General features: G+C 66.1%; 26 protein-coding genes. 12 read left to right on the top strand and 14 right to left on the bottom strand.

What is annotated here, in order from left to right:
* Positions 1–499: 499 nt before the first annotated feature.
* Both G370_RS0119555 and G370_RS0119550 read right to left on the bottom strand, forming a co-directional pair.
* Positions 500–1324 (bottom strand): helix-turn-helix transcriptional regulator, encoded by an 825-nt coding sequence (locus tag G370_RS0119555; RefSeq protein WP_019662098.1) that lies wholly within the window; start codon positions 1322–1324, stop codon positions 500–502.
* On the bottom strand, positions 1321–2025 hold the full coding sequence (locus G370_RS0119550) for a VIT1/CCC1 transporter family protein (RefSeq protein ID WP_019662097.1): 705 nt from the start codon (positions 2023–2025) through the stop codon (positions 1321–1323). The genes G370_RS0119555 and G370_RS0119550 overlap by 4 nt, the downstream gene beginning before the upstream one ends.
* 152 nt (positions 2026–2177) lie before the next feature.
* On the opposite strand from G370_RS0119550, the gene G370_RS0119545 reads away from it, so the two are divergent.
* Positions 2178–3542: a glutamate--cysteine ligase gene (locus G370_RS0119545; protein ID WP_019662096.1), complete on the top strand. Its 1365-nt coding sequence runs from the start codon at positions 2178–2180 to the stop codon at positions 3540–3542.
* Positions 3543–3634: 92 nt separating this feature from the next.
* Here the strand turns inward: G370_RS0119545 and G370_RS0119540 are convergent, their stop codons facing one another.
* On the bottom strand, positions 3635–4693 hold the full coding sequence (locus G370_RS0119540) for an NAD(P)-dependent alcohol dehydrogenase (protein WP_019662095.1): 1059 nt from the start codon (positions 4691–4693) through the stop codon (positions 3635–3637).
* A 107-nt stretch (positions 4694–4800) separates the two neighbouring features.
* On the opposite strand from G370_RS0119540, the gene G370_RS0119535 reads away from it, so the two are divergent.
* Positions 4801–5685: a LysR family transcriptional regulator gene (locus tag G370_RS0119535; protein WP_019336462.1), complete on the top strand. Its 885-nt coding sequence runs from the start codon at positions 4801–4803 to the stop codon at positions 5683–5685.
* 173 nt (positions 5686–5858) lie between these two features.
* Here the strand turns inward: G370_RS0119535 and G370_RS1000000121700 are convergent, their stop codons facing one another.
* Together G370_RS1000000121700 and G370_RS0119525 are read right to left on the bottom strand one after the other, a co-directional pair.
* Positions 5859–6893, bottom strand: a complete 1035-nt coding sequence (locus tag G370_RS1000000121700; protein WP_154081368.1) for a DUF7832 domain-containing protein — start codon at positions 6891–6893, stop codon at positions 5859–5861.
* Between the two features lie 132 nt (positions 6894–7025).
* Entirely contained in the window at positions 7026–7688 is a 663-nt protein-coding gene (locus G370_RS0119525) for a TetR/AcrR family transcriptional regulator (protein WP_019662093.1), read from the bottom strand.
* A gap of 76 nt (positions 7689–7764) precedes the next feature.
* On the opposite strand from G370_RS0119525, the gene G370_RS0119520 reads away from it, so the two are divergent.
* Positions 7765–8460 (top strand): DAPG hydrolase family protein, encoded by a 696-nt coding sequence (locus G370_RS0119520; protein WP_019662092.1) that lies wholly within the window; start codon positions 7765–7767, stop codon positions 8458–8460.
* Between the two features lie 12 nt (positions 8461–8472).
* Here G370_RS0119520 and G370_RS0119515 read toward each other — a convergent pair whose 3' ends face one another.
* Positions 8473–8889: a VOC family protein gene (locus G370_RS0119515; RefSeq protein ID WP_026347277.1), complete on the bottom strand. Its 417-nt coding sequence runs from the start codon at positions 8887–8889 to the stop codon at positions 8473–8475.
* A 114-nt stretch (positions 8890–9003) separates the two neighbouring features.
* Between G370_RS0119515 and G370_RS0119510 the strand changes: the two genes are divergently transcribed.
* Complete coding sequence (locus tag G370_RS0119510; protein WP_019662090.1) at positions 9004–9681, top strand: SMI1/KNR4 family protein; 678 nt, start codon at positions 9004–9006, stop codon at positions 9679–9681.
* Positions 9682–9731: 50 nt separating this feature from the next.
* Here G370_RS0119510 and G370_RS0119505 read toward each other — a convergent pair whose 3' ends face one another.
* Positions 9732–10835 carry an alkene reductase gene (locus G370_RS0119505; RefSeq protein WP_019662089.1) on the bottom strand — a complete coding sequence of 368 codons (1104 nt, stop codon included), beginning with the start codon at positions 10833–10835 and terminating at the stop codon, positions 9732–9734.
* A 130-nt stretch (positions 10836–10965) separates the two neighbouring features.
* Between G370_RS0119505 and G370_RS0119500 the strand changes: the two genes are divergently transcribed.
* Positions 10966–11871, top strand: a complete 906-nt coding sequence (locus G370_RS0119500) for a LysR family transcriptional regulator (protein WP_019662088.1) — start codon at positions 10966–10968, stop codon at positions 11869–11871.
* A gap of 10 nt (positions 11872–11881) precedes the next feature.
* Here the strand turns inward: G370_RS0119500 and G370_RS0119495 are convergent, their stop codons facing one another.
* The gene (locus G370_RS0119495; RefSeq protein WP_019662087.1) at positions 11882–12301 is read right to left on the bottom strand and encodes an Imm70 family immunity protein; all 420 of its coding nucleotides are present in this window, start codon (positions 12299–12301) and stop codon (positions 11882–11884) included.
* Between the two features lie 187 nt (positions 12302–12488).
* On the opposite strand from G370_RS0119495, the gene frmR reads away from it, so the two are divergent.
* The 5 genes from frmR to G370_RS0119470 all read left to right on the top strand — a co-directional run bounded on the left by frmR (position 12489) and on the right by G370_RS0119470 (position 16783).
* Positions 12489–12764, top strand: a complete 276-nt coding sequence (gene frmR / locus G370_RS0119490) for a formaldehyde-responsive transcriptional repressor FrmR (protein WP_005411009.1) — start codon at positions 12489–12491, stop codon at positions 12762–12764.
* Between the two features lie 59 nt (positions 12765–12823).
* A complete protein-coding gene (locus G370_RS0119485; RefSeq protein ID WP_019662086.1) occupies positions 12824–13933 on the top strand; it encodes an S-(hydroxymethyl)glutathione dehydrogenase/class III alcohol dehydrogenase in 1110 nt (369 codons plus the stop codon).
* Between the two features lie 8 nt (positions 13934–13941).
* The gene (locus G370_RS0119480; protein WP_019662085.1) at positions 13942–14301 is read left to right on the top strand and encodes a YqcC family protein; all 360 of its coding nucleotides are present in this window, start codon (positions 13942–13944) and stop codon (positions 14299–14301) included.
* Positions 14302–14364: 63 nt separating this feature from the next.
* Complete coding sequence (gene fghA, locus G370_RS0119475) at positions 14365–15195, top strand: S-formylglutathione hydrolase (RefSeq protein WP_019662084.1); 831 nt, start codon at positions 14365–14367, stop codon at positions 15193–15195.
* A gap of 142 nt (positions 15196–15337) precedes the next feature.
* Complete coding sequence (locus G370_RS0119470; protein ID WP_019662083.1) at positions 15338–16783, top strand: GGDEF domain-containing protein; 1446 nt, start codon at positions 15338–15340, stop codon at positions 16781–16783.
* A gap of 154 nt (positions 16784–16937) precedes the next feature.
* On the opposite strand, the gene G370_RS0119465 is transcribed toward G370_RS0119470, so the two are convergent.
* The 5 genes from G370_RS0119465 to G370_RS0119445 form a co-directional block, all read right to left on the bottom strand.
* A complete protein-coding gene (locus G370_RS0119465; RefSeq protein WP_005414449.1) occupies positions 16938–17276 on the bottom strand; it encodes a hypothetical protein in 339 nt (112 codons plus the stop codon).
* Positions 17277–17353: 77 nt separating this feature from the next.
* Positions 17354–18295: a DegV family protein gene (locus G370_RS0119460; protein WP_019662081.1), complete on the bottom strand. Its 942-nt coding sequence runs from the start codon at positions 18293–18295 to the stop codon at positions 17354–17356.
* Positions 18296–18390: 95 nt separating this feature from the next.
* A complete protein-coding gene (locus tag G370_RS0119455) occupies positions 18391–19023 on the bottom strand; it encodes a 2-hydroxychromene-2-carboxylate isomerase (RefSeq protein ID WP_019662080.1) in 633 nt (210 codons plus the stop codon).
* Positions 19024–19048: 25 nt separating this feature from the next.
* Positions 19049–20311 carry an amidohydrolase family protein gene (locus G370_RS0119450; protein ID WP_019662079.1) on the bottom strand — a complete coding sequence of 421 codons (1263 nt, stop codon included), beginning with the start codon at positions 20309–20311 and terminating at the stop codon, positions 19049–19051.
* Positions 20311–21720, bottom strand: a complete 1410-nt coding sequence (locus G370_RS0119445; protein ID WP_019662078.1) for an amidohydrolase — start codon at positions 21718–21720, stop codon at positions 20311–20313. Before G370_RS0119445 ends, G370_RS0119450 begins: the two co-directional genes overlap by 1 nt.
* A gap of 158 nt (positions 21721–21878) precedes the next feature.
* On the opposite strand from G370_RS0119445, the gene G370_RS0119440 reads away from it, so the two are divergent.
* Together G370_RS0119440 and G370_RS0119435 are read left to right on the top strand one after the other, a co-directional pair.
* Positions 21879–22655, top strand: coding sequence for an AMP nucleosidase (locus tag G370_RS0119440; RefSeq protein ID WP_005414446.1), 777 nt, complete (start codon positions 21879–21881; stop codon positions 22653–22655).
* A 43-nt stretch (positions 22656–22698) separates the two neighbouring features.
* The gene (locus tag G370_RS0119435; RefSeq protein ID WP_019662077.1) at positions 22699–23238 is read left to right on the top strand and encodes a DUF924 family protein; all 540 of its coding nucleotides are present in this window, start codon (positions 22699–22701) and stop codon (positions 23236–23238) included.
* A gap of 118 nt (positions 23239–23356) precedes the next feature.
* Here G370_RS0119435 and grxD read toward each other — a convergent pair whose 3' ends face one another.
* Positions 23357–24283: a Grx4 family monothiol glutaredoxin gene (gene grxD / locus G370_RS0119430; protein WP_026347276.1), complete on the bottom strand. Its 927-nt coding sequence runs from the start codon at positions 24281–24283 to the stop codon at positions 23357–23359.
* Between the last annotated feature and the right edge of the window lie 35 nt (positions 24284–24318).

The following is a 24318-nucleotide window of genomic DNA, read 5'->3' as shown; positions in this document are numbered from 1 at the left end:
TCCGTGGGATGGCGGGGTGGGTCCGGTTGCGGGGGCCGCTGCAAGTACGTCCCTGTAAGCTCGGTCGCCGCATCCATGCGGCTCACGCCCCCGCAACCGGACCCACCCCGCCTTCGACAGTTTTCCGCGATCTGTTGGAACGACGTATTGCCTCGGTGGGTGTCGACCTTGGTCGATACAGTAGATCCACGCCATGCGTGGATGACTCATTCGATATCTGACAGATGTGTCGACCAAGGTCGACACCTACCAACAGCCGCGCGGAACAAAGCCGCAGTTGCCAACAGCCGAGTGAACCTGTCGAAGGTGGGGCGGTGTGGGTGGGCAGGACCGTTGGCGCCATGGATGGCGCCATCGAGCCCCCAGGGACGGGTTTACGGCGTGTCCTGCCCACCCACACCGCCCCGCCATCCCACGGAATGCACGCTGTTGCTGTTGCTGTTGCTCCGGCTCTTGCTCTCGCTTCGGCGGGTGCAGGGCGCAGCCCTGCCGAACCCCCTTAAATGTCTGTGGGAGCCAGTCCGTACTGCTCGGCGAAGCGCTTGCTGAAACTCGCCGCAGACCGGTAGCCCGCGCGCGCTGCCACGGTCTTCAACGGCAGGTCGGTGGTGTAGAGCAGCTGCATGCCATGCGCCAGCCGGGCCTCGGTGAGCAGCTGGCGCAGGCTGGTGTCCTCGGCCGCCAGGCGACGGCGCAGGGTCGCGCCGCTCAGCGCGAACAGCGCTTCCACATCACGCGATTGCCAGTCGCGGGCCGGTTCGGCGGCGATGCGGTCGCGGATCTGTTCGCCCAGGCTCGGCGCCTGCGGCAGCAGCAGGTTGCCGTGGCCCTGCCGGCACAGGGTCAGTACCAACGAGGCCAGGGCCAGCCGCGCTTCGCTGTAACGGCCGTCCTGCAGCGATTGCCGCCACTGGCGCAGCACCGCGCCATGATCGATCAACGGCAGTCGCGCCATCGCATGACCAGCGGCGGGAAGCTCCCCGCTCCACAGCGTGCGTGCGGCCGCCAGCACTTCGGCACACAGCGGCACGATGGCGCTGAGGTAGCGGCCACTGCGTGGGTCGGGGGTGTTGACTACATCGATGCGGCAGCGCTGGGTCAGCAGCAGGATGTCGCCGGGGATGAACTCCAGCGACTGGTGCGCGGTACGCACCTGCTTGCGGCCTTCCAGCAGGATCGCGAACTGGGGTTGCGGAATCTCCACCGAGCTGGCGCCATGTTCGCGCCGAGCGGTGATGCACGCATAACCTTCGGCGCGTGCGCAGCCGGCCAGACTGGCCATCTCGGCCAGCAGTGCGGTAACTGGCGGCAGCATGCCGGTCATGTCACCTGGGCGCCGAACAGGCGACCGACGCCTGCAGCGGCGGCCATTGCCAGTGCACCCCAGAACATCACACGCATTGCGCCGCGTACCGGCGGGGCGCCGCCGGCCTGGGCTGCCACCGCGCCGGTCAGGCACAGGCCGAGCAGGGTACTGGCCGTGGTCATCAGTGCGACCTTGTCGACCGGCGCCAGCAGGGCGGCCAGCACTGGCAGCGCCGCACCGCAGGTGAACGCACCGGCCGAGGCCAGCGCTGCCTGCAGCGGGCGGGCGCGCAGGGTATCGGTGATGCCCAGTTCGTCGCGCGCATGCGCGCCCAGCGCATCGTGGGCGGTGAGCTGTTCGGCTACCTGCCGGGCCAATGCAGGTTCCAGGCCACGGTGGCGGTAGATCGCGGCCAGCTCTTCCAGCTCGCTGTGCGGGTTGTCGCGCAGTTCGCGCTTCTCCATCGCCAGGTCGGCTGCTTCGGTGTCGGCCTGGGTCTGCACCGACACATACTCGCCGGCAGCCATGGACATCGCGCCGGCTACGGTGCCGGCCACGCCGGTGGCCAGAATGGTTGCAGCCGAGGCGCCGCTGGCCGCCACGCCAACCACCAGCCCGGCCACCGAGACGATGCCATCGTTGGCGCCCAGCACGGCGGCGCGCAGCCAGCCGACGCGTTCGGAGCGGTGCAGTTCGGGGTGTCGTGAATGGCGGCTCATGACGTTGAGTGTACGAGGGTCAAGAGGGCGTCGGTAGGATGCTGAAACCCGTCACCGTCGCATGACGCGACGGGGTGCCACGCTATAGTGCGCCCTTGCGATGGAAGGCCGCGAGCCCCACATCCCCCGCCACCGTCCAGCGAGCCTCTCCCTTGTCGAGCCCCAGCCACGTCGCCGATACCCCCATTACCGACCGCTCGCAGCTGGTGGAGGTGATCGCCTCCGGCGAGAAGCCCCGCGCGCAGTGGCGCATCGGCACCGAGCACGAGAAGTTCGGGTTCCGCCTGGATGACCTGCGCCCGCCGACCTTCGAGGGCGAGCGCGGCATCGAAGCGCTGCTCAACGGCCTGGTCCGCTTCGGCTGGGAGCCCGTGCAGGAGAACGGCAGCACGATTGCCCTGCTGCGCGATGGCGCCTCGGTGACGCTGGAACCGGCCGGCCAGCTGGAACTGTCCGGTGCGGCGCTGGAAACCATCCACCAGACCTGCGTGGAGACCGGCACCCACCTCAATGAAGTGGCGCAGGTGGCCGGCGAACTGCAGCTGGGTTTCCTCGGCATGGGCTTCCAGCCGAAGTGGAAGCGCGATGAAATGCCGTGGATGCCCAAGGGGCGCTACAAGATCATGCGCTCGTACATGCCCAAGGTCGGTTCGCTGGGCCTGGACATGATGACCCGCACCTGCACGGTGCAGGTGAACCTGGACTACGCCACCGAAGCGGACATGGTGAAGAAGTTCCGCGTGTCGCTGGCGCTGCAGCCGATAGCCACCGCGCTGTTCGCCGATTCGCCGTTCACCGAAGGCAAGCCGAACGGCTACCTGAGCTACCGCTCGCACATCTGGACCGACACCGACGCCGACCGCACCGGCATGCTCGACTTCGTGTTCGAGGATGGTTTTGGTTACGAGCGCTATGTCGACTACCTGCTCGACGTGCCGATGTATTTCTCCTACCGCGATGGCATCTACCACGACGCCAGCGGGCAGAGCTTCCGCGATTTCATGCAGGCCAGGCTGCCGGTGCTGCCGGGTGCGCTGCCGACGCTGCGCGACTGGTCGGACCACATGACCACCGCGTTCCCGGAAGTGCGCCTGAAGAAGTACCTGGAAATGCGTGGTGCCGATGGTGGCCCGTGGAGCCGCCTGTGTGCGCTGCCGGCATTCTGGGTGGGCCTGTTGTATGACGACACCGCACTGGATGCCGCCTGGGACCTGGTGCGTGACTTCACCCTGGCCGAGCGCCATGCGCTGCGTGACGGCGTGCCGAAGCATGCGATGAACCTGCCGTTCCGCAATGGCACCGTGCGTGACCTCGCCGGCGAGGCGGTCAAGATCTCGGTGGAAGGGCTCAAGCGTCGCGCCGCACGTAATGCCGATGGCCAGGACGAGAGCAAGTTCCTGGACGTGCTGCAGGAGATCGTCGAATCCGGCCTGACCCCGGCCGAGCGCAAGCTGGCGCTGTTCCATGGCCGCTGGCATGGTGACGTCGATCCGGTGTTCCGCGAGTTCGCGTACTGACCGTCATGCGGGATTGCCGGCCAGCGGCCGGCACTACCCAAAAGAAAAACCCCGGCATTGCCGGGGTTTTTCATTTCCAGATCCGTCTTGGCTCAGGCCGCGTTCTTCAACGTCGCCATGTCGATCACGAAGCGGTAGCGCACATCGTTCTTCGCCATGCGCTCCCAGGCTTCGTTGACGTTCCTGATGTCGATCATCTCCACATCGCTGACGATGCCGTGCTCGGCACAGAAGTCCATCATTTCCTGGGTTTCGGCCATGCCGCCGATCGCCGAGCCGGTCAGGTGCTTGCGGCCGAAGATCACGCTGCCACCGGTCAACGGCGGGTCCAGTTCGGTCAGCACGCCGACCAGGCACATGGTGGCTTCGCGCTTGAGCAGGCCCATGTACGGATTGGTGTCATGGCTGACCGGGATGGTATTGAGCAGGAAGTCGAAGCTGCCGGCGTGCGCCTTCATCTGCGCCGCATCGCGCGAGACCAGCACCTCATCGGCGCCTAGGCGCTTGGCATCGGCGCCCTTTTCCGGGGTGGTGGTGATCATCACCACGTGCGCACCGAGCGCCTTGGCGAACTTCACGCCCATGTGGCCGAGGCCGCCGAGGCCGATCACGCCGACCTTCTGGCCCGGGCCGACCTTCCAATGGCGCAGCGGCGACCACGTGGTGATGCCGGCGCACAGCAGCGGTGCGGCCGCCTTCAGGTCGAGGGTGTCGGACACCTTCACCACGAAGCGCTGCTCGACCACCACGTGGTCGGAATAGCCGCCGTAGGTCGGTGCGCCGGTTTCGCGTTCACGGCCGTTGTAGGTCCAGGTCGCGCCCTCGGCGCAGTACTGCTCCAGGTCATGCTGGCAGGCGTCGCAGTGGCGGCAGGAGTCGACCATGCAACCCACGCCGGCGTGGTCGCCGACCTTGAAGCGGGTGACGTTGCTGCCGACCTCGGTGACGCGGCCGATGATCTCGTGACCCGGCACCATCGGGTAGATCGAGCCACCCCAGTCGTCGCGGGCCTGGTGCAGGTCGGAGTGGCAGATGCCGCTGTAGAGGATCTCGATGCGCACATCGTCCGGGCCGACCGCGCGGCGTTCGAACTCGTACGGAATCAGCGGGTCGGTATGTGAATGGGCGGCGTAACCACGGGCGAGGGACATGGGGAATCCTTGGCAGGGTTTATCGAAAGGCGTTTTACAATACGCCCCGTTCCCAGCGGCAGGAATCGCGGATATCGGCATGATTCATCAAGTGGAACTGCACAATCATGGCCACTGACAACCTCACCCACCTGGCCGCGTTTGCCGCGGTCGCCCGCCACCGCAGCTTCCGCCGCGCCGGTGCCGAGCTGGCGCTGTCGACCTCGGCAGTGAGCTATGCGATCCGCGCGCTGGAAGAACGGTTGGGGGTTGGCCTGTTCCATCGCACCACCCGCAGCGTGGCCCTGACTGAGGCCGGGCAGCGCCTGCTGGAGCGCCTGCAGCCGGCGCTGGGCCAGGTGCATGACGCGCTGGAAGAGATGAACCAGTTCCGTGCCGCCCCGGCCGGCCTGCTGCGCATCAACGCCACCCGCGCGGCGGTACCGACCCAGTTGGGGCCGCGACTGGCGCGCTTCCTGCACGCTCACCCCGACGTGCGGGTGGAGCTCACCGAGAACGATGGCCTGGTCGACATCGTCGCCGAGGGCTACGACGCCGGCGTGCGCCTGCACGAGTTCGTGCCCGAGGACATGGTGGCGGTGCCGATGGGGCCACCGTTGCGCGGGCTGATTGTCGGCTCGCCGGACTACCTGCGGCGACACCCGGCACCACAGCATCCGCGGGACCTGGCGGCACACGAATGCATCCGCTTCCGCTTCGCCAGCGGGCATCTCTACAAGTGGCAGTTCGAGCGTAGCGGGCAAGCGCTGGAGATCGATGTGCCGGGCCGGCTCACGTTGAGTGAGCAGGGCACCGTCGTGGGTGCAGTGCTTGATGGCATCGGCCTGGCCTACGTGCTGGAAGACACGGCGCGGCCGTATATCGAATCCGGCCAGATGGTGGCAGTGCTGGAAGACTGGAGCGAACCGTTCGCCGGCTTCGCGCTGTACTACCCGAAGCAGCGGCAGATGCCCGGTGCGCTGCGCGCGTTCGTGGATATGCTGCGCGAGTGAATCGTGGTGGATCGCATCCACGCATGGCGTGGATCTACTGACCAACGCCTCATGCATATGTTGACCCCCGCAACGCATGGATGTCGTGGTAGATCCACGCCATGCGTGGATGGCTATCCAGAAGTCTCCGCACAGCGCGTGGATACCGTGGATGCCGATGAACACTTGGACTTCTACGACAGTTCAGAACTCGCGGAGAGGTTGTCCACCATCTTTCTATACATTGCTGTGAGCTGGACGGCCCGGCGGCGGCTTACTTCTGTCTGAAGCCCTGTCAGAAGGTAGTCATTCCAGCGTGCGTCCAACATCTCTGAGAACTGGTGAAACAGCTGCCATTCGTCGTCTACGTTGGGGCCCCCGCACTTGGACAGGTAGTCCATCACTGCGCTCAGGTCATCGTTGGGATGGCACCTGTCCGGTCTTCCAATTCCAGGATGTGCTGAGTTGCGATTGCAGAGGGCATGAAAGTAGATGTAGGAAAAATGGCGCACGGGTTCGCGGATATCCCAGCTCCACAGTTCGCCTTCAAAACAGTTTTCACGGATGTAATCCACCACGGACATGCGGTGTTGATTTAAGTCCTGGATTTCTTCACTGTGATCACGAGTGTGGCGTTCGCTTGCGAAGCCTCTGAGAATGCACCAGTAGAGAAAAAACGCAGTAGCTTGATCCCAGTACTTCCACCTGTCTGAATTGTCATTCTGCTCTGGACGATCATTTCCGACGGCAGCATGGCTTGGCAAGGAGTAGCGGTGCATCTGTGCAAGCTTGATCTGCCACCGCCGGGGAGTGCTTGGGAGAACAAGCATGCAGTCTGGACGAGATGTGAGCATCGCCGCCGTTCTCTTGGGCATATCCTCGACAATGAGTTGAGGAGCCACTTCAACCAGATCCTCAGCGACGGAGGTCGGAGACAACTGCAATGGCAGGTTGTCTACTGTTGACGGGTCAAACCAGATTGAATCCACCCAGCAGACGAAGTTGCGGCCTGATTTCCGGGGTGGGTAGTACGCGGGTGCGAGAATCTCGTGATTCCAGCTGATTTCCAGATCCGTGGGGCGGTGAGACATTTCGCCAATAGAGTTGGAGTATGCGAAGGAGGTTGGTTTCGGTGTCTTCGCGCCAATACGTTCGGCGATGGAGAGGACCGGATCGCTATCGATTCGTTGTCCCAGGAGATTACAGAGTTCGGAAAAGAGAAATCGCATGTGATCGCGCCGAAGAGATCGATCATGGATAGTCCCTTCAGTCTTTCCAGTAGGCCATACAAGAAATTGCAAAGAGCCCCGCGAGGCCACTTCGTCTGAATGCGTGGTACACAGCTGCGGCTTACTGGTTGACTACGGCACCTGAAACACCGGCGCCAACAACGCCACGCAATCAAGCAGGTGCACGTCTACCGGTGCATCCTCGGCCACTACACCGATCACGCGTTCGCGCAGCGGCTCGGCCACGGCCATTGCCAGGATCAGTCGCGCCATGCGTGCGGAATCCCCCTCACGCAGCAGCCCACGCTGCTGCTGCCGTTCCAGCCAGTCAGCCAGCAGCGCTCGGCCGCGTTCGATGCCATTGTCCAGATAGGCCTGCAGCAGCGCATCCTTGCCGGGAAAATCGGTAGCCAGCAGCCGGAACACCTGCACCGCCTGCGCCGACAGTGCCTGCGTGCACACCGCCTGCAGGATGTCCTGCAGCAACGGCAGCACCTCGTCGGCACCGTGCGCATCGCGCTGCAGCTGCGGCGCGAAGCCGTCGGTCCATTCGCGCACCGCAAGCCCAACCAGTTCCTCGCGATTGCTGGCGTGGCGATACACCGTCTTCTTCGCCACCCCGGCATGGGTCGCCACCGCTTCGATCGTGGTCGCCTCGTAGCCCTGTGCCAGCAGCAGCTCCAGCGTGGCCTGCAGCACGGCGTGGCGGACCTCGGCTTCCGGTCGAGCGGGGCGGCCGCGGCGGCGGCTCGGTGTTGTGGGCTCGGGCAGGGGGGGGCTGTTCATTACCCCCATCTTACCGCATCCGGCTAATTGCGAAACGACGTGCGTTTCCGTATTGTCGGATCTCCCAACACCGCAGGAGACCCCGATGGATACCGCTGTGAACGCACGCGCCTGGCTGGACCACCACGATCTGCTCGACCCGGCGCCGATGCACCTGGAGACCGGCATCCAGCGCCGCGAAGACGGCACCCTGCTGGTGGCGGTGCGTACCGATCTGCACGGCTGCAAGGGCCGCATGCTGGACTGGTGGTTCACCTTCTTCGAGACCACCCAGCACATCCGCTGGTGGCATCCGGTCGATCATGTCGAGCATCGCGGCTGGGACGCGGCGTGGCAGCGCGGGCGCAGCTACCACGGTGCCAGCATCCATGCGGTGGAATCGCTGGCCGACATTCCGCCGGTGGCGGCACGCCTGAAGTTCCATGACCCGCGCACGCTGCTGGTGCCCCAGCGCCTGCAGGCGGCACAGGATGCAGGCGATGTATCGGCGGTGATTGCCGCGCGCATCGGCTTCGGCGACCACGTCCGCCTGGATGCAAACGGTGATCCCTGCGACGGGCAGATGCTGCACGTGGCGCGTGATACGCCGTTTGGCTGTGTGCTGCGCAGCCGCTTCGTGCTCGGCCTGGACAGCGCCGATCCGCACCGCGAGGCCGGCGATGCGGTCGGCCTGGGCCTGCTCAAGCACTGCTATACGGAGTTCAGTTTCCTCTCGCGCTTGCTGCCGTCGCTGTACTACGGCGAGCGTGCCAATGGCGAGGCAGTGCCTTTGCCGTGGTGAGTGGTGCAACGGTCATTCGACCAGCGCGTCGTAGCCTTCAGCACTGAACTGGATCAGGCAGAAGCCGTGGCCGAACGGATCGGCCAGCACGGCGATGCGTCCCCAGCGACGCTCGCGCAAGGACTGCTCGAGCGTCGCTCCGGCTGCGACTGCACGTACCAGCGCGGCGTCGATGTCATCCACTACCCAATCCAGGTGCAGCGGCGTCCAATGGCGCTCGTAGTCGCGCACGTCGCCGTCTTCGGTGGCGGCGCTGCCGGCGTCGTTGTGCAGCAGGTAGAGCGGCGTTGGCCCACCGAGCAGCTCCACGGCACCCGGGCCGAGACGGCGGCCGATGCGCAGGCCGAAGGCCCGGATGTAGAAGTCTTCGGCGGCGGCCAGGTCGGGGACGTCGAGGTTGACGATGAAGCTGTGGGCAGTGGCGTTCATGGCAGCGATGGGTGGCATCCGGTGGTCGCAGTCTAGTCCTGCCGCGTGCTGTGGCCGGTTCATCTCCTGCGCGGATTCGGGCAAGCTGGGCGGTCTCTATCGACAAGGACATCCATGAGCGCGCTATCCGGCATCGAACAGGCCACCGGCCAGTCCTTCCCGCCCCTGTTCAAGCAGTTGCATGCAGCGGGTCGGTTGAGTTGGGGTGCTCCCCATCCGGAATGGTCCGAGGTGGTATTCCCGACGCTGCAGGCGGATCCGCCGGTGCTGCTGTACGCCCAGGACTACGAGCCGTTGGAACACGACGAGCTGCTGGAGGCGTGGCAGGAGCTGACCGCCGAGGACCACTACAATCCCCTGCGCACAGACCTGCAACTGCTGCCTTTTGCGCGGACCGGCGCGGGTGACAGCTACTGCTTCTGGAGCAACGCGCCCGGCTTTGCCGAGCCCCCCGTCGTGCTGGTGTGGCATGACGATGATCGTGCCGATGTGCTGGCCGCCAACTACCAGGATTTCCTGTTCCGCAAGATGGTCGAAGCCGTTGCCGACTACCAAGCGCCGTATACGCTGCTGTCGCACGGCGAGCTGGCCGGCAATCTGCAGCGCTGGTTGCAGTCCCACCACTCCTTCCTTCGCGACGACCAGTACGCGGCGTTGCAGCAGCTGTTTGCCCGCGTTGACGATATTGAAGAAGGAAACATCAGCGAAGACGACGCACAGGCCATCGTCGTTGAAGTGATCGGCTGCGAGCGGTTGGACGAGTCGTTCGCGTACGTGCGCGAGGATGCCTGAGGACATGGGTCGGAGCCCCGCCGGCGGCGGGGATCCGACACCGTGCGGGATCAGCCTGCGGCCGGGTAATCGAGGTAGCCTGCCTCGCCGCCCCCGTAATAGGTGCTGCGGTCCGGCGTGGCCAGCGCGACGTTGCGCTGCAGGCGCTCGACCAGATCCGGGTTGGCGATGAACGGCTGGCCAAACGCGGCCAGGTCGATGGTGCCCGCTTCGACCAGCTGCAGGGCGCGTTCGCGGGTCATGCCACCTGCCAGGATGACGGTGCCGCCGTGGGCCTGCTTGAACTGCCGCAGGAACACCTCGCCCAGCACCGACTGGCCCGCCTGCAGGTTGTCGTTGAGATGCACATAGGCTAGGCCGCGCGTGCCCAGCTCCTCGGCCAGGTACAGGTAGGTGGCCTCGTTGTCGGGGTAGAACGGCATGTCGAAGGTGAGGTTGTTCGGCGCCAGGCGCACGCCGATCCGCTGCGCACCAATGCGCTGGGTCATCGCATCGACGGTCTCCAGGATCAAGCGCGCACGATTGGGCAGCGAGCCGCCATAGCGGTCCTCGCGCTGGTTGATGAGCGGGTTGAGGAACTGTTCGAACAGGTAGCCGTTGGCGGCATGCAGTTCGATGCCATCGAAGCCGGCGGCGATGGCGTTGTCGGCGCCGCGCGCGAAGTCGTCGACGATGCCGGGGATCTCTTCGGTGGCCAGCGCACGTGCCGGGGTGGGATCGGCGTGGCCGCGGCTGCCGTCGTCCAGATAGACGAACGAGGTGTTCTTCGGTGCGCTGGCGACCGGCCGGGTACCGGCGCTTACCGGTTGACCACCGTCGGGCTGCAGCGAGTAATGCGACATGCGGCCGACGTGCCAGAGCTGGGCGAAGATCGTGCCCTGTGCGGCATGCACCGCCTCGGTGACGAGCTTCCACCCGGCAACCTGCTGGGCCGACCAGATACCCGGCACGTCGATGTAACCCTGGCCCTGCGGCGAGACCGGGGTGCCTTCACTGATGATCAGGCCGGCGCTGGCGCGCTGCCGGTAGTACTGCGCGGTGAGTTCATTGGCCACCGCGCCGGGGTTGCGGGCGCGGGTCATCGGGGCCATCACGATGCGGTTGCGCAGGGCGATGCCTGCCAGATCGAAGGGGCGGAACAGGGCGGCGGTCATGTCGGTCATCTTGGTGCGGGGAGGAGGCGCCAGCGGCGCGATGCACACAGAATGGAGTTGACATGCAGGCGCATAAAGCGCTTCGATCTCCCTGGGTGCGGGACTATTTGTCCCCAATGGAGCGCGATAGATGCTGCCGCTGGAATCATTGAATGGCCTGGTCACGTTCGTTACCACGGCCCGCTCAGGCAGCTTCACCGAGGCTGCCGACGCGCTGGGCATCTCACGCTCGGCGGTGGGCAAGGCCATCGCCCGGCTGGAAGCGCGGCTGGGCGTGCGCCTGTTCCACCGCACCACGCGGCGCATCGCGCTGACCACCGACGGCGAGGCGTACTACGCATCGTGTGCGGCGGCGCTGGAAGAAATCTCCGCCGCCGAGGCCTGCCTGGGGTCGGCCGGCCTGCCCAGCGGACGGCTGCGCATCGACATGCCATCCTCGTTCGGGCGCCTGGTGGTGCTGCCGGTGCTGCTGCGCCTGTGCCGGCAATACCCGGACCTGCAACTGACGATGACCTTCACCGATCACTTCGTCGATCCGGTCGAAGAGGGCATCGACCTGCTGATCCGCTTCGGCGGATTGCACCAGGCCGAGCATCTGGTCGCGCGCCGGCTGGGTCGCCAACGACTGGTCACCTGCGCATCGCCGGAGTACCTGCAGGCGCATGGCGTGCCGGCCATCGTGGAGGATCTGGCGCAGCACCGCAGCGTCGTTGGTTTCCGCCACGGCCAGCCGGTGGCGTGGCGGATCGGCAGGGACGATGTCGAGGGAACGTTCATCCCGAATGCGACCTACCAGCTCAACGATGGTGACGCGGTGATCGATGCGGCCATCGCTGGGCTGGGCATCTGCCAGATGCCCGTTTCACTGGTACGCCGTCATCTGGAATCCGGGGCGCTGCAATCGGTGCTGGATGCGCACATGCAGCGGCATATCGACATCCATGCGCTGTGGCCACCGACCCGCCACCTGCGGCCCAAGGTGCGCTACGTGGTGGATGAGCTGGCGCGGTTGGCGGCTCAGGGCGTGTTTGATTGAGCGTAGGGCATCAGTAGTTGATGATCCGGGCGGACGTGTCTTCGCCTTCCTGAAGTGCTTCAAACACCTCGGCCAGAAGCGCGATCAGATCGTGCCCATGTGAGGTGACGAAGTAGGTCGCCAGGCTGTCGATGTCGCCAGCGATATCGTCTCCCCACGGTGGACGCTGGGTTCTATCCTCGAACGACCATATGACACGGGCTGGCGCAAGCTCGGCCAGCTCTCGGCGGACCCTATGTAGTTCGGCCAGCGCGGCGGCAGCATCTGATTGCTGCAGTCTGCCGGCGTATAGCTGATTCAAGAGGATTGGGAATCGACTTCCCCAGCCATTCGGCTCCAGGTTGCCGGATATGGTCGAGAAGAAGGCATGGAGAAACGCGCCACTGCCGATCTCATCGGTGATGCGCCCGAGTTGGATGCCAACACCCATTGTCTGGTTCCTGATTCTGCCGATCCTACAGCATGCCCCGATGCATGAACGGTAGAAGCGAAATTGCTGTAATTGATTGATATGAAAAGATTCAACGGCACTATTGCGGAGGCGGGAGATGCCATTTCCGTCACTTTGCCAATACGCATGTATACTATCCCCCAGTATAGTTCCGAACTGGCCCGCCATGCCGCACTCCCCCGAAGAGAAGAAGAAGGTCCTGGCCCGCGTGCGCCGCATCCGCGGCCAGTGCGATGCGCTTGACCGCGCGCTGGAAGCCGGCGCCGACTGCGGGCCGGTGCTGCAGCAGATCGCCGCCATCCGTGGCGCGGTCAACGGCCTGATGTCCGAGGTGATGGAGGCCCATCTGCGCGAGGAATTCGGCCAGCCCGCCGCCTCCGACGAACAACGCGCCGAACGCGTGCGCGACATGAGCGCGTTGATCCGCTCGTACCTGAAGTAAACGACGGCGCAACATGGCGCCGCCCATCCTGTCATTGCCTGTCTCTGGAGAGTCCACCCATGAAATCCCGTGCCGCCGTCGCCTTTGGTCCCGGCCAGCCGCTGCAGATCGTCGAGATCGACGTCGCCCCGCCGAAGAAGGGCGAAGTGCTGGTGAAGATTACCCACACCGGTGTCTGCCACACCGATGCGTTCACCCTGTCCGGTGATGACCCGGAAGGCCTGTTCCCGGTGGTGCTGGGCCATGAAGGCGCCGGCATCGTGGTGGAAGTGGGCGAGGGCGTGACCAGCGTCAAGCCGGGCGACCATGTGATTCCGCTGTATACCGCCGAGTGTGGCGAATGCCTGTTCTGCAAGAGCGGCAAGACCAACCTGTGCGTGGCCGTGCGCGCCACCCAGGGCAAGGGCGTGATGCCCGACGGCACCAGCCGCTTCAGCTACAACGGCGAGCCGCTGTACCACTACATGGGCTGCTCGACCTTCAGCGAGTACACCGTTGTGGCCGAAGTCTCGCTGGCGAAGATCAACCCGGACGCCAACCCGGAACACGTCTGCCTGCTCGGCTGTGGCGTCACCACTGGCATCGGCGCGGTGCACAACACCGCCAAGGTGCAGGAAGGCGACAGCGTGGCGGTGTTCGGCCTGGGTGGCATCGGCCTGGCGGTGATCCAGGGTGCGCGCCAGGCCAAGGCCGGCCGCATCATCGCGGTGGACACCAATCCGTCCAAGTTCGAACTGGCGCGCGAATTCGGCGCCACCGACTGCATCAACCCGAAGGACTTCGACAAGCCGATCCAGCAGGTCATCGTGGAAATGACCACCTGGGGTGTGGACCACAGCTTCGAGTGCATCGGCAACGTCAACGTGATGCGCGCGGCGCTGGAATGCGCGCATCGTGGCTGGGGCCAGAGCGTGGTGATCGGCGTGGCCGGTGCCGGGCAGGAGATCTCCACCCGCCCGTTCCAGCTGGTGACCGGGCGCAAGTGGATGGGTACCGCCTTCGGTGGCGTCAAGGGTCGCAGCCAGCTGCCGGGCATGGTCGAGGACGCGATGAAGGGCGATATCGAACTGGCGCCGTTCGTCACCCACACCATGGACCTGGACAGGATCAACGACGCCTTCGACCTCATGCATGAAGGCAAGTCGATCCGTTCGGTGGTCCATTACTGAGCCGCGTCATGGGCTGGTTCGATGCCCTGCGCCGGCCGCGTGCGGAAGACCCGCGCGCGGCCTTGGTGGCGCCGATCGAGCAGGCGTTGCGCGCGCTGGGCTGGGTCGACGGCGAGGTGGGGCCACCGCGTGCGGTGACTTCGGCCTTCGGCAGCGACGATGGCATGCCGTTCGAGCAGTGGCTTGCGCAGGTATTTCTGCCGCGCCTCTACGAGGCCCGCGCCGACGGTCAGTGGCCACCGCGCAGCGACGTGGCGGTGGCGGCGTATCGCAACCTGGACGGCCAGCCTGGCGTCGAATCGTTGCTGCGCCTGCTGGCACAGCTGGATGAACTGATCAGCCAAGGCATCCACGCCGGGCGTGGATAAGCCGACCAAGGTCGGCATCTACCAGAAGCACGCGTGCGCTGACGCGCCGCGCAGGAGAGCACCATGGAACGCATTGAACACCGCGCCTGTTTCGGCGGCTGGCAGGACGTGTACCGCCATCATTCGACCACGCTGGGCTGCGACATGCAGTTCGCCGTGTACCTGCCACCGCAAGTGGAAACACAGAAGCTGCCGGTGCTGTACTGGCTGAGCGGCCTGACCTGCACCGAGCAGAATTTCATCACCAAGGCCGGTGCGCAGCGCTATGCAGCCGAGCACGGAGTAATCATCGTTGCGCCGGATACCAGCCCGCGCGGCGATGATGTGGCCGATGCCGAAGGCTACGACCTCGGCAAGGGAGCGGGGTTCTACCTCAACGCCACCCGTGCGCCCTGGGCGGAGCACTACCGCATGCATGATTACGTGGCGCAGGAGCTGCCGGCGCTGATCGAGGCGAACTTCGCGGTCACCGATGCGCGCGCGATCAGTGGCCATTCGATGGGCGGCCATGGCGCGCTGCTGATCGCGCTGCGCAACCCCGGGCGCTATCGCAGCGTGTCGGCGTTTTCGCCGATCGTCGCGCCCAGCCACGTGCCGTGGGGGCAGAAGGCCTTCCATGCCTATCTGGGCGACAACCCGGCCGACTGGGCGCAATGGGATGCCTGCGAGCTGATCGCTATGGCTGACGAGCGCCTGCCGCTGCTGGTCGACCAGGGCGAGGCGGACGAGTTCCTGCAGACCCAGCTGCAGCCGCAGCGCCTGCAGCAGGCCTGCGCGGCCGCCGGCCATCCGCTGACCCTGCGTCTGCAGCCGGGCTACGACCACAGCTACTACTTCATCGCCAGCTTCATCGGCGAGCACATCGCCCACCACGCCCGCGCCCTGCAGGGCTGAGCGCGTTCCGGTGGTGCCGGCCAGCGGCCGGCACTACCATGGTGGCGCACGCGGAGTGTCGTTTTGCCGCAGTGGATCACGCCGCTGTGGCATGCCGGCGCGCTATGGTGCGGCCATACGGCCTTGCGGATCGGGGGGATGCATGCCGGTAGTGATGGCGCTGCTGTACGTGCTTTGCCATGGGCTGGCCGTGGCGTTCTGGCCGAGCCCGGCGGGCGTGGGCTCTTTCCTGTTCCTGACCGGCGCACCGCTGCTGGCCGCCGCCGCGTGCCTGGTGCGGGCGCAACGTGACCGCGCCGCTCTGGGCTGGCGTTCTACCGCGATGGCACTGCTGCTGTGGGCCGGTGGCATGACGTCCAACATGGTGGATGCGCTGGGCGCCGGCCGGGCTGACTTCACCCCACGCATCAGCCTGTTGTTGTACGTGCTGTATGGCGTGCCGCTGGTGTTCATCCTGGCCCGGGCACGCCGCGAGCGCCCGAGCATCAGCCTGATCGACGCGGCGATGGCGGCGCTGCTGGGTGTGCTGTTCTTCGTGCACACCGCATCGTTCGCCGCCCGTGTCGAGGTCGACGCCCATGCCATGTCCAACATGCAGCGCATGTTCGACATCCAGAACCTGTGTATCGCCGCGTTCGCCGTGGTGCGATGGCTGGCCGGCGACGTGCCCGAACGGCGCAGGTTCTTCCGCGCACTGGCGCTGTACGCACTGGCCTATCTGCTGGTGGCCTACTACATCAACCACTACACCTCCGATGATGCATTCGGTGCGTTCAACGATCTGCTGATCGACGTACCTTTTCTGCTGATCGCCTGCCTGGCGCTGGAAACGGCGCCGCACACAGGCACTGCGGCACACCCGCGGCTGGCGAGGACGGTGCAGGCCGCTGGTCCGATGATCCTGCCATTGCTGCTGCTGGTGGTCGGCACGCTGGTGGTCGATCATGCGCGGCCGTTGGCTGTTGCGGGCTTCGTCGTAGCCACCCTTGGCTTCGGCCTGCGCAGCGTCCTGCTGCAGACTGATCTTCTGGAACGCCAGGCAGCACTGGATCAACTGGCGCGGCAGGATGGCCTGACCGGCGTGGCCAACCGCCGTGAATTCGACGCACGGCTGACGTCCGAGTGGAATCGCGCACGGCGCAGCGGCACCGAGCTTGGCCTGCTGCTGGTGGATATCGACCACTTCAAGGCCTTCAACGACCAGCACGGCCATCCGGCCGGTGATCGTTGCCTGCAGGCGGTGGCCGGGGTGCTGAAGGCCATAGCCGGTCGCGGCGGTGACAGCGTTGCGCGTTATGGCGGTGAAGAGTTCGCCGTCATTGTGCCCGGAAGCCCGTTGTCGGGCGTGCTGGCGCTGGCCGAGCGGCTGCGCGAAGCGGTCGAAGCGCTGCCATTGCCGGAAGGCCCGGTCAGCATCAGCGTCGGCGTGGGTTACCTGCATCCGCCGGCGCTGGCCAGTGCCGATCAGTTGCTGGCAGACGCCGATGCCGGCCTGTATGCCGCCAAGCGGGCTGGCCGCAACCAGGTGGTCCTGCACGCACACGTGCTGGATGACGAGGGCAACGCGCACGGAACGATGGACTGCTGAGCGGACCCGCCCGTCACGCGCTGCTGCCCATTGCCGCCAAACCGCCTCATCCTGTTCGGCCAGGCCAATCCGGTTCGCCGCTGGTCGTACAGAACCAGCCTGTTGGGCGTGCCACCCGTCCAGCGACATCGCGCTGGGTAGTGCCGGCGTGGCCTCACCGCACGTCGCGCAGTTCCCAGTGGCTGCCGGCCAGCAGGCGCAGGCGCTGCTTGAACACATCGCTGTCGATGCGGGTGGTGGCCACCAGGTTGATGCGCAGGTCCTTCTGCTCGCCGGTCACGGTGGCGTCCGGATCGGTCACGCCCCACTGCGGTTCCACCGCGTCCGGGTCGGGCTGCTTGGCCTTCCAGCGCTCGAACAGCGTGCCGCTGCGCAGGGCATCCTGCAGCTCTTCGGCGAAACCGGCGGCGCCCTGCGAGTGGAAGGACAGGTCAGGGTCGTTGCCGCGGGCTTTGGACGGGTCGGGCAGGCTGATGTGGTACTGCGCAGGCATGAAGTTCTCCTTGAAGTGCGGCAAGACTGGCACAACCGCGGTGGAATCGATGTGCAGATTCCAGCCACGGTCGGCCTTCATTCAAACCGATGTGGCCCATCGGCGAAACCCACCGTGACCGCGCCCTTGCCGACATTGACCATGCCGGTCAGGCTCATCACCGATTCGTACACGGTCACGCCATGGCCGGCGCAGACCTCTTTCAGCTGCGCGTAGCCGGGCAGGGCACGCAGCTCGTCCAGTTCTCCGCCGTAGCTGACGCACACCGTCGGCGTCATCAGCCCGGCACGCACGCGCTGGCCGACCACCGCGAACAGCTTCTGCACGGCGCTGTCGAAGCCCTTGATCTTGGCGACCGGCCCGGTTTCGCCGCGGTAGCCGTGCAGCACCGGCTTGATGTCCAGTGCGCTGCCCAGCGCCGCACTGAGCAGGCCGACGCTGCGGTCGCCCTTGTGCCGGGCGCGCGCACGCATGTAGTACAGATCACGGGTGACCATGTAGCCGTGCACGTTGCCGGCCAGTTCTTCCAGCCGCTCGCGGATCTGCTGCACGCTGGCGCCACTGTCACGCAGGCGAACCGCCTCCACCGCAGTCACCGCCTGCGCAGCGAACAGGTTCTGGGTATCGAGCACGCGCAGCGCGAACGGCGAGTTGTAGCCCGCTGCCTGCCGAACCGGCTTGTAGTCGTTGAGGATGGCGAAGCTGGCCTGCAGCGCGTTGTCATGGATCGGGCTGCGGGTCTTGGTGATGGTCATGCAGAACACGTGGTCGTAATCGATGACCAGCTGCTGCAGGAACAGGTCGCGGATCTGGTTGACGCTGAAGGGAATGGTTTCCGCCTCGGCGCCGTGTTCGGCCACGTGCGCGTGCAGGAAGCTCAGCGTGGCCTGCTCATCGCGGTGATCGGCCAGCACGGCTTCGCCGATGCGGACGGTGATCGGCAGCAGCACGATGTTGTGCTCGGCAATGAAGTCCTGCGGCAGGTCGCAGGCCGAGTCGACGACGATTCCGATGCGCATCCGCGGCTCCCCCTCCAGGGCGGTTGTAGGTTCGGAAACGTGAAATCTATCTCAAATTCTGGCGTGGCGCGCGAGGGAAATGCGCCAGGCCCTGTTCAGCGACTGCGCTGCACGGCCACCGGAAGTTCGGCCAGGCGCTGCCACTCGGGCTGCTGCAGCAGGGCGGGATCGGCCAGCACGGCGGCCATCAACGGATGGGCGTCGTTGCCCCAGAACAGTTCGTCATCGATGGCCAGGGTTGGTACGCCGAACACGCCGGCAGCAATGGCGGCCTCGGTGTTCCTCCGCAGCTGCTCCTTGGCCGCGGGGGCCGCGATGGCGCTGGCGACATCCTCGATCCCCAGCCGCGCAGCCGGCTCGCGCAGGGCCTCGGCGCTATCGGCGGCATTGCCGTCGCGCCAGATCCAGTCGAACAGCACGTCCACCGCCTGCACGCTGCCACCGGCGGCCAGGCACAGCCGCAGGGCAGACAACGGGTTGAACGGGTGGCCCGGCGGGAACCGCAGCGGTGTTCCTTCGGCCTGCGCAGTCCACAGCAGCTGGCGGTACATGAAGCGGCGCTTGGCCGGAATCTCGGCCGGCCCGAGGTTGCCCAGGTGATGCAGCACGGCACCGAAGGCGATCGGCACGGTCTGGATCTGTGCGAACTGGGGCAACTGCTTCAGCTTCTGCCAATGCAGGTAGGAATAGGGCGAGACGAAGTCGAAGTACCAGCGCAGGGTGGCCATGCAGGTTTCCTTGAATAACTGGAGGTCAGGGCTGCGCGTTGCGCTGCAGGTAGCGGTCGCGCAGTTCGGTCTGGCGCGAGCGCATCGGCATCGCCCGGCCGCCCAGCCAGACCTGTTCGGCATAGTGCGCCACGTCCAGCGGGTCGCCCTCCCACAGCACCAGGTCGGCACGCTTGCCCGGCTCGATGCTGCCGATCTGGTCGGCCACGCCGAACGCCTGCGCCGGCACCCGGGTCAGGCCGGCCAGGCCGTCGGCCCAGGGCAAACCGTTGGCCACGGCATTGCCGGCCAGCTGGCGCATCTTGCGGGCGTTGTGCGAGGCGTCGCCACGCTGCACGAACGAGACCGCCACGCCGGAACGTTGCAGGCGTGCCGCATTTTCCAGCGTGGCGCCGATCTGGTCGAAGCTGGCCGGCAGGTTGGACAACACATCGACGAACACCGGTACCTGTGCGGCGGCCAGCTCCGGCGCCAGCTGCCAGGCTTCGCTGCCACCGGCGATGGCGATCTTCACCTTTTCGCGGGCGGCCCAGCGCAGCAGCTGGCGAATGTCCGCCGCGCGGTCCACCTCCACCACGATGCGGCCGTGCCCGGCCAGGTAGCGGCTGAGCGTGCGGCGCCCGGCCGGCGTCAGCAGCGCGTGCGGTGAGTCCGCGGCAACCTGGCCACGCGCCTCGTCCACCATCTGCTGCAGCAGCATCCATTGCGCCGCACGCGACTGCCCGGTCAGCTCCACTGCGGCCGACCCCAGGCGCAGGAACAGCGCGCGCGGCCCGAGGGGATCGGCGCTGCCGTCCAGCCGCATCACGCCACCCTGGCCTGCAACGAAGCCGCCGCCGGTGGCCGCCCCCAGGGCGGTGAAGCCGATGCCGTCCAGGCGTGCCACCGGGATCAGCACCGAGGCCGGGTTGTACGCCAGGGTGACATCGAACTCGGGGCGCAACGGTTGTTCGCCGATCTTCAACGTGCTGTCGACCGTGCTCGCTTCACCGGAGACCTCTTCGATGCCGATCTCGGTGATGCCCCCGAACAGCGCCGGTGTCAGCGGGCGGCCATCGGCCTCGACCACGCTGGCCCCGGCCGGGGCGGACAGCCCGCTGCCGACTGCGCGGATGATCCCGCCCTGCACCAGCACATCGGCGTGCTGCAGGCTGCCGCGCGTGCTGGCCGTATGCACGGTCGCGTTGCGCACCAGCAGGTCCTGCGCCTGCGCGGATGCGGAGAGGCAGGCCAGCACCATGACCGTAGCGCCGAGCCATGCCCGGCGACGCTTGTTCAACGCGCCCATCAGTGCACCTCCTGGCCAAGCTGGAAGTCGGAACGTGGCGTGGCCGCAGGTGCGCTGCGGTCGTACAGGCGGCGGCCGTCGATGAAGACCTGCTCGGCCAGCGCGTAGGAACTGAAGGGGTTGCCGTTCCAGACCACCACATCGGCCATCTTGCCCGCCTCCAGAGTGCCGGTCTGGCCTTCAATCCCCAGCGCCCTGGCGGCGTTGGCAGTCATCCAGGTGATGGCGTGCTCGGGGGTGATCTCCGGCATGTGGGCGCGGCGTGCGGCGGCGATCACCTTGGCTGCTTCCTGGTTCAGGCGCTGGATGCCTTCCGGTGAATCGGAATGGACGACGGCGCAGCTGTTCTTCGGCCGGTCGACCAGCGCGATGTTCTCGGGAATGCCGTCGAAGGCTTCCATCTTGAAGCCCCACCAATCGGCCCAGAGTGCACCGCAGACGCCGTCGGCGGCCAGCCGGTCGGCCAGCTTGTAGGCCTCCACGCCGTGGTGGAAAGCGGCCACCTTGAAGCCGAATTCCTTGGCCAGGTCGAGCATGGTGGCCATCTCGTCGGCGCGATAGCAGTGGATGTGCACGCGGATGTCGCCTTCGATCGCGCCGGCCAGCGTGTCCAGCTTGAGATCGCGCTTGCCGCCGGCATCACCGGCGCTGTCGCCCTTGTCGCTGCCGAACCAGCTCTTGCGCTTGGCCGGCTTGGGCTTGTTCCTGGCGATGTAGTCGGCGGCATCGATGAAGGCGGCACGATAGCCGGCCACGTTGCCCATGCGCGTGGCCGGGGTCACGCCCTTGCCCTCGCCATAGACCCGCTTGGGGTTCTCGCCGCACGCCATTTTCAGGCCCCAGGGCGCACCGGGAAACTTCATCGCCTGGTAGGTGATGGCGGGGACGTTCTTCAAGGTCACGCCGCGGCCACCGACCAGGTTGGCCGAGCCCGGCAGCACCTGCATGCTGGTCACGCCGCCGGCCAGCGCGGTGGCGAAGCCCGGGTCCTGCGGCCACACCGAATGTTCGGCCCAGACGTTGGCGGTGACCGGTGCGGTCATCTCGTTGCCGTCGCTGTGCGCACCGACACCCGGGCTGGGATACACGCCCAGGTGCGAATGCACGTCGATCAGGCCCGGAGTGACCCACTTGCCCTGTGCATCAATGCGGGTGACAGCGGCATCGGCCTGCAGCTGGCGGCCGACGGCAACGATGCGGCCGTCGCGCAGCAGCACGTCGGCGTTGTCCAGGCGCTGGCCGGTGCCGGTCAGCACGGTGGCGTTCTGGATCAGTACCGGCGCATCGGGATGGGCCTGGTAGGTGCTGGGGTAGGGATCGGTGACAAAGCGCGACGCCCCCACCGCAGGCGCCGTGCTCAATGAAAGCAGTGCCAGTGCCACTCCGGCGCGCAACAACGACGATGCCATGCAGTTCCCCTCGCAACGTGATCCAGTCGCCGACGCTAGCCGGGCGGTGGTAGGCTTGCCAAGTGACCTTCTTCACAGGTGCATCGGCAGTGCCTCGACGGGGCCGCCCGGCTGGCTGAAAATAGCCGGTTCCCACGTCGTGCACCGGACCACCGCCCATGAAGAGCAAGCAGGAAATCGTCGACAACTGGCTGCCCCGGTACACCGGCGTGCCCTTGGACCAGTTCGGACAGCACATCCTGCTAACCAATTTCGGCGGTTACCTGCACACCTTTTCCGAGTTGACCGGCGCGCCGGTCATCGGCCTGGACCGGCCGATGGCCAGTGCCACCATCGACGGCATCACCATGATCAACTTCGGCATGGGCAGCCCCAATGCCGCGATCATCATGGATCTGCTGTCGGCAGTGATGCCCAAGGCGGTGCTGTTTTTGGGCAAGTGCGGTGGCCTCAAGCGCAAGAACCAGCTGGGCGACCTGGTGCTGCCGATCGCAGCGATCCGTGGCGAGGGTACCTCGGGCGATTACCTGCCGCCGGAAGTCCCGGCGTTGCCGGCGTTCGCGCTGCAGCGTGCAGTCTCGACCATGATCCGCGACCTCGGCCACGACTACTGGACCGGCACCGTCTACACCACCAACCGCCGGGTCTGGGAGCACGACGAGGCCTTCAAGGAGCGGCTGCGGGCGATGCGCTGCATGGCCATCGACATGGAAACCGCCACGGTGTTCGCGGCCGGTTTCGCCAACCACATTCCCAGTGGCGCGCTGCTGCTGGTCTCGGACCAGCCGATGATCCCCGACGGGGTCAAGACCGAGGCTTCCGATGCCAAGGTCAGCTCCCAGTTCGTGGAAAATCATATCCAGATCGGTATCGAGGCGCTTAAGCTTATCCGGCGCAACGGCAAGTCGGTCCGCCACCTGCGCTTCGATGAATGATGATGATGGCCTGGCGCGGCGCGCCGGCCCTGGGGAGTAGGTGATGGACGTTGCCGCGCAAGTGGTGGATTTCTGGAAAGAAGCGGGCCCTGCGAAGTGGTTCGCCCGCGACGATGCGTTCGACGCGCAGTTCCGCCAGTTGTTCCTGGATGAGCATTTCGCCGCCGCTTCGCGTGGGCGTGAACACTGGCTGGGCAGTGCCGAGGGCGCACTGGCGCTGATGCTGCTGCTGGACCAGTTCCCGCGCAACTGCTTCCGCGGTACTGCCCATTCCTATGCCACCGATGGCCTGGCCCGGCACTACGCCATGCGCGCCATCGAGGAAGGCCTGGACCTGCAGCTGGTGCCGAAGCTGCGCGCCTTCATCTACCTGCCGTTCGAGCACTCCGAGGACCCGTTGGACCAGGACCGTTCGGTGGCGATGTTCGACGTGCTGGGTGACAAGGAATACCTGCAGTACGCCGAACTGCACCGCGACATCATCCGTCGCTTCGGGCGCTTTCCGCACCGTAATGCCGTGCTGGGCCGCATCCCCACCCCGGAAGAACTGGATTACCTGGCCGAAGGCGGTTTCGCCGGCTGAAAAAAGGGGACGGAGGGGATTAAGTCGTTTATGCCGCAAACGACTTAATCCCCTCCGTCCCCTTTTTAGGGGTCAGATCGCCTTTCCGCAGGAAAGGGCGCTGACCCCGGGCCTTCAATCAGTACTTCGGCACGCCGTTGTCGACATCTTCCGACCAGGCATTGATGCCGCCGGTGACGTTGAACACCTTGGTGAAGCCCAGCGCACGGAACTGTTCGGCGGCCTGCGCGCTGCGGCCACCGTGGTGGCACATGAAGGCCAGTGCGGTGTCCTTGGGCAGGGCTTCCAGCTCGGCACGGCCGTTGCCGTCGAAGGTCTTGAACGGCACGCCCACCGCAGCGATCTCGCGCTCGTCGGCCGGGCGCACGTCCACCAGGGTGATGTTGCCGGCACGCACCAGGTCGTCGGCATCGCGCACGCTGATTTCCTGCACCGGCTTGGGCGCATTCGGGTTGTCGATGGCCAGGCCCTTGCCGCGGATGTCGTCCACCCAGTCGATGGTGATGCCGTTGGCGCGACGCGCGCTGGCCAGGTCGAACTGCACGCGCAGGCCGTTGGACTCGGCGGCGATGGCGCTTTCGTCGTGGGGGGCCAGCTGGAAGTTGGGCTGGAAGCGGGCGTCGATGGTCAGCTGCAGGGCCGCGCCCGGGGCATCGGCCAGCGCGCCCTTGAGCATTTCCACGGCCGCCGGCGTGACGGTGATGCTCGGCGGGGTACGGTCCGGTGCCGGCAGCCCCAGCACGCTGCTCAGCTCGCCGCTGGCGGCCATCTGCAGCACGATGTCGCTGCCGCCGACCAGTTCGCCGTCGATGTACAGCTGCGGAATGGTCGGCCAGTCGCCATAGGCCTTGATGCCTTCACGGATTTCCTGGTCGGCCAGCACGTTGACGTGGGCGAACTCGACGCCCAGGTCCTGCAGGGCGCCGACGGCCTTGGCCGAGAAACCACACTGCGGCATCGACGGCTGGCCCTTCATGAACAGCACGACGCGGTTGGCGTTGAGGATGGATTCGATGCGCGAACGCAGGGCGGGATCGAGGGACATGGACGTCGGGGTTCCGGGAATTCGAATCATCAATT

The sequence above is a fragment of the Stenotrophomonas hibiscicola ATCC 19867 genome, assembly GCF_000382065.1.
GTDB lineage: Bacteria > Pseudomonadota > Gammaproteobacteria > Xanthomonadales > Xanthomonadaceae > Stenotrophomonas > Stenotrophomonas hibiscicola.
The sequence above is the reverse complement of the archived record's forward strand: the minus strand, read 5'-3'. Positions and strand labels throughout refer to the sequence as shown.

What these genes read in the sequence shown, in the direction of transcription:
- G370_RS0119555 (WP_019662098.1), bottom strand. Translation starts at nt 1,324, where the DNA reads ATGACCGGCATGCTGCCGCCAGTTACCGCACTGCTGGCCGAGATGGCC.
- G370_RS0119550 (WP_019662097.1), bottom strand. Translation starts at nt 2,025, where the DNA reads ATGAGCCGCCATTCACGACACCCCGAACTGCACCGCTCCGAACGCGTC.
- G370_RS0119540 (WP_019662095.1), bottom strand. Translation starts at nt 4,693, where the DNA reads ATGTCCCTCGCCCGTGGTTACGCCGCCCATTCACATACCGACCCGCTG.
- G370_RS0119535 (WP_019336462.1), top strand. Translation starts at nt 4,801, where the DNA reads ATGGCCACTGACAACCTCACCCACCTGGCCGCGTTTGCCGCGGTCGCC.
- G370_RS1000000121700 (WP_154081368.1), bottom strand. Translation starts at nt 6,893, where the DNA reads ATGCGATTTCTCTTTTCCGAACTCTGTAATCTCCTGGGACAACGAATC.
- G370_RS0119525 (WP_019662093.1), bottom strand. Translation starts at nt 7,688, where the DNA reads ATGGGGGTAATGAACAGCCCCCCCCTGCCCGAGCCCACAACACCGAGC.
- G370_RS0119520 (WP_019662092.1), top strand. Translation starts at nt 7,765, where the DNA reads ATGGATACCGCTGTGAACGCACGCGCCTGGCTGGACCACCACGATCTG.
- G370_RS0119515 (WP_026347277.1), bottom strand. Translation starts at nt 8,889, where the DNA reads ATGAACGCCACTGCCCACAGCTTCATCGTCAACCTCGACGTCCCCGAC.
- G370_RS0119510 (WP_019662090.1), top strand. Translation starts at nt 9,004, where the DNA reads ATGAGCGCGCTATCCGGCATCGAACAGGCCACCGGCCAGTCCTTCCCG.
- G370_RS0119505 (WP_019662089.1), bottom strand. Translation starts at nt 10,835, where the DNA reads ATGACCGCCGCCCTGTTCCGCCCCTTCGATCTGGCAGGCATCGCCCTG.
- G370_RS0119500 (WP_019662088.1), top strand. Translation starts at nt 10,966, where the DNA reads ATGCTGCCGCTGGAATCATTGAATGGCCTGGTCACGTTCGTTACCACG.
- G370_RS0119495 (WP_019662087.1), bottom strand. Translation starts at nt 12,301, where the DNA reads ATGGGTGTTGGCATCCAACTCGGGCGCATCACCGATGAGATCGGCAGT.
- frmR (WP_005411009.1), top strand. Translation starts at nt 12,489, where the DNA reads ATGCCGCACTCCCCCGAAGAGAAGAAGAAGGTCCTGGCCCGCGTGCGC.
- G370_RS0119485 (WP_019662086.1), top strand. Translation starts at nt 12,824, where the DNA reads ATGAAATCCCGTGCCGCCGTCGCCTTTGGTCCCGGCCAGCCGCTGCAG.
- G370_RS0119480 (WP_019662085.1), top strand. Translation starts at nt 13,942, where the DNA reads ATGGGCTGGTTCGATGCCCTGCGCCGGCCGCGTGCGGAAGACCCGCGC.
- fghA (WP_019662084.1), top strand. Translation starts at nt 14,365, where the DNA reads ATGGAACGCATTGAACACCGCGCCTGTTTCGGCGGCTGGCAGGACGTG.
- G370_RS0119470 (WP_019662083.1), top strand. Translation starts at nt 15,338, where the DNA reads ATGCCGGTAGTGATGGCGCTGCTGTACGTGCTTTGCCATGGGCTGGCC.
- G370_RS0119465 (WP_005414449.1), bottom strand. Translation starts at nt 17,276, where the DNA reads ATGCCTGCGCAGTACCACATCAGCCTGCCCGACCCGTCCAAAGCCCGC.
- G370_RS0119460 (WP_019662081.1), bottom strand. Translation starts at nt 18,295, where the DNA reads ATGCGCATCGGAATCGTCGTCGACTCGGCCTGCGACCTGCCGCAGGAC.
- G370_RS0119455 (WP_019662080.1), bottom strand. Translation starts at nt 19,023, where the DNA reads ATGGCCACCCTGCGCTGGTACTTCGACTTCGTCTCGCCCTATTCCTAC.
- G370_RS0119450 (WP_019662079.1), bottom strand. Translation starts at nt 20,311, where the DNA reads ATGGGCGCGTTGAACAAGCGTCGCCGGGCATGGCTCGGCGCTACGGTC.
- G370_RS0119445 (WP_019662078.1), bottom strand. Translation starts at nt 21,720, where the DNA reads ATGGCATCGTCGTTGTTGCGCGCCGGAGTGGCACTGGCACTGCTTTCA.
- G370_RS0119440 (WP_005414446.1), top strand. Translation starts at nt 21,879, where the DNA reads ATGAAGAGCAAGCAGGAAATCGTCGACAACTGGCTGCCCCGGTACACC.
- G370_RS0119435 (WP_019662077.1), top strand. Translation starts at nt 22,699, where the DNA reads ATGGACGTTGCCGCGCAAGTGGTGGATTTCTGGAAAGAAGCGGGCCCT.
- grxD (WP_026347276.1), bottom strand. Translation starts at nt 24,283, where the DNA reads ATGTCCCTCGATCCCGCCCTGCGTTCGCGCATCGAATCCATCCTCAAC.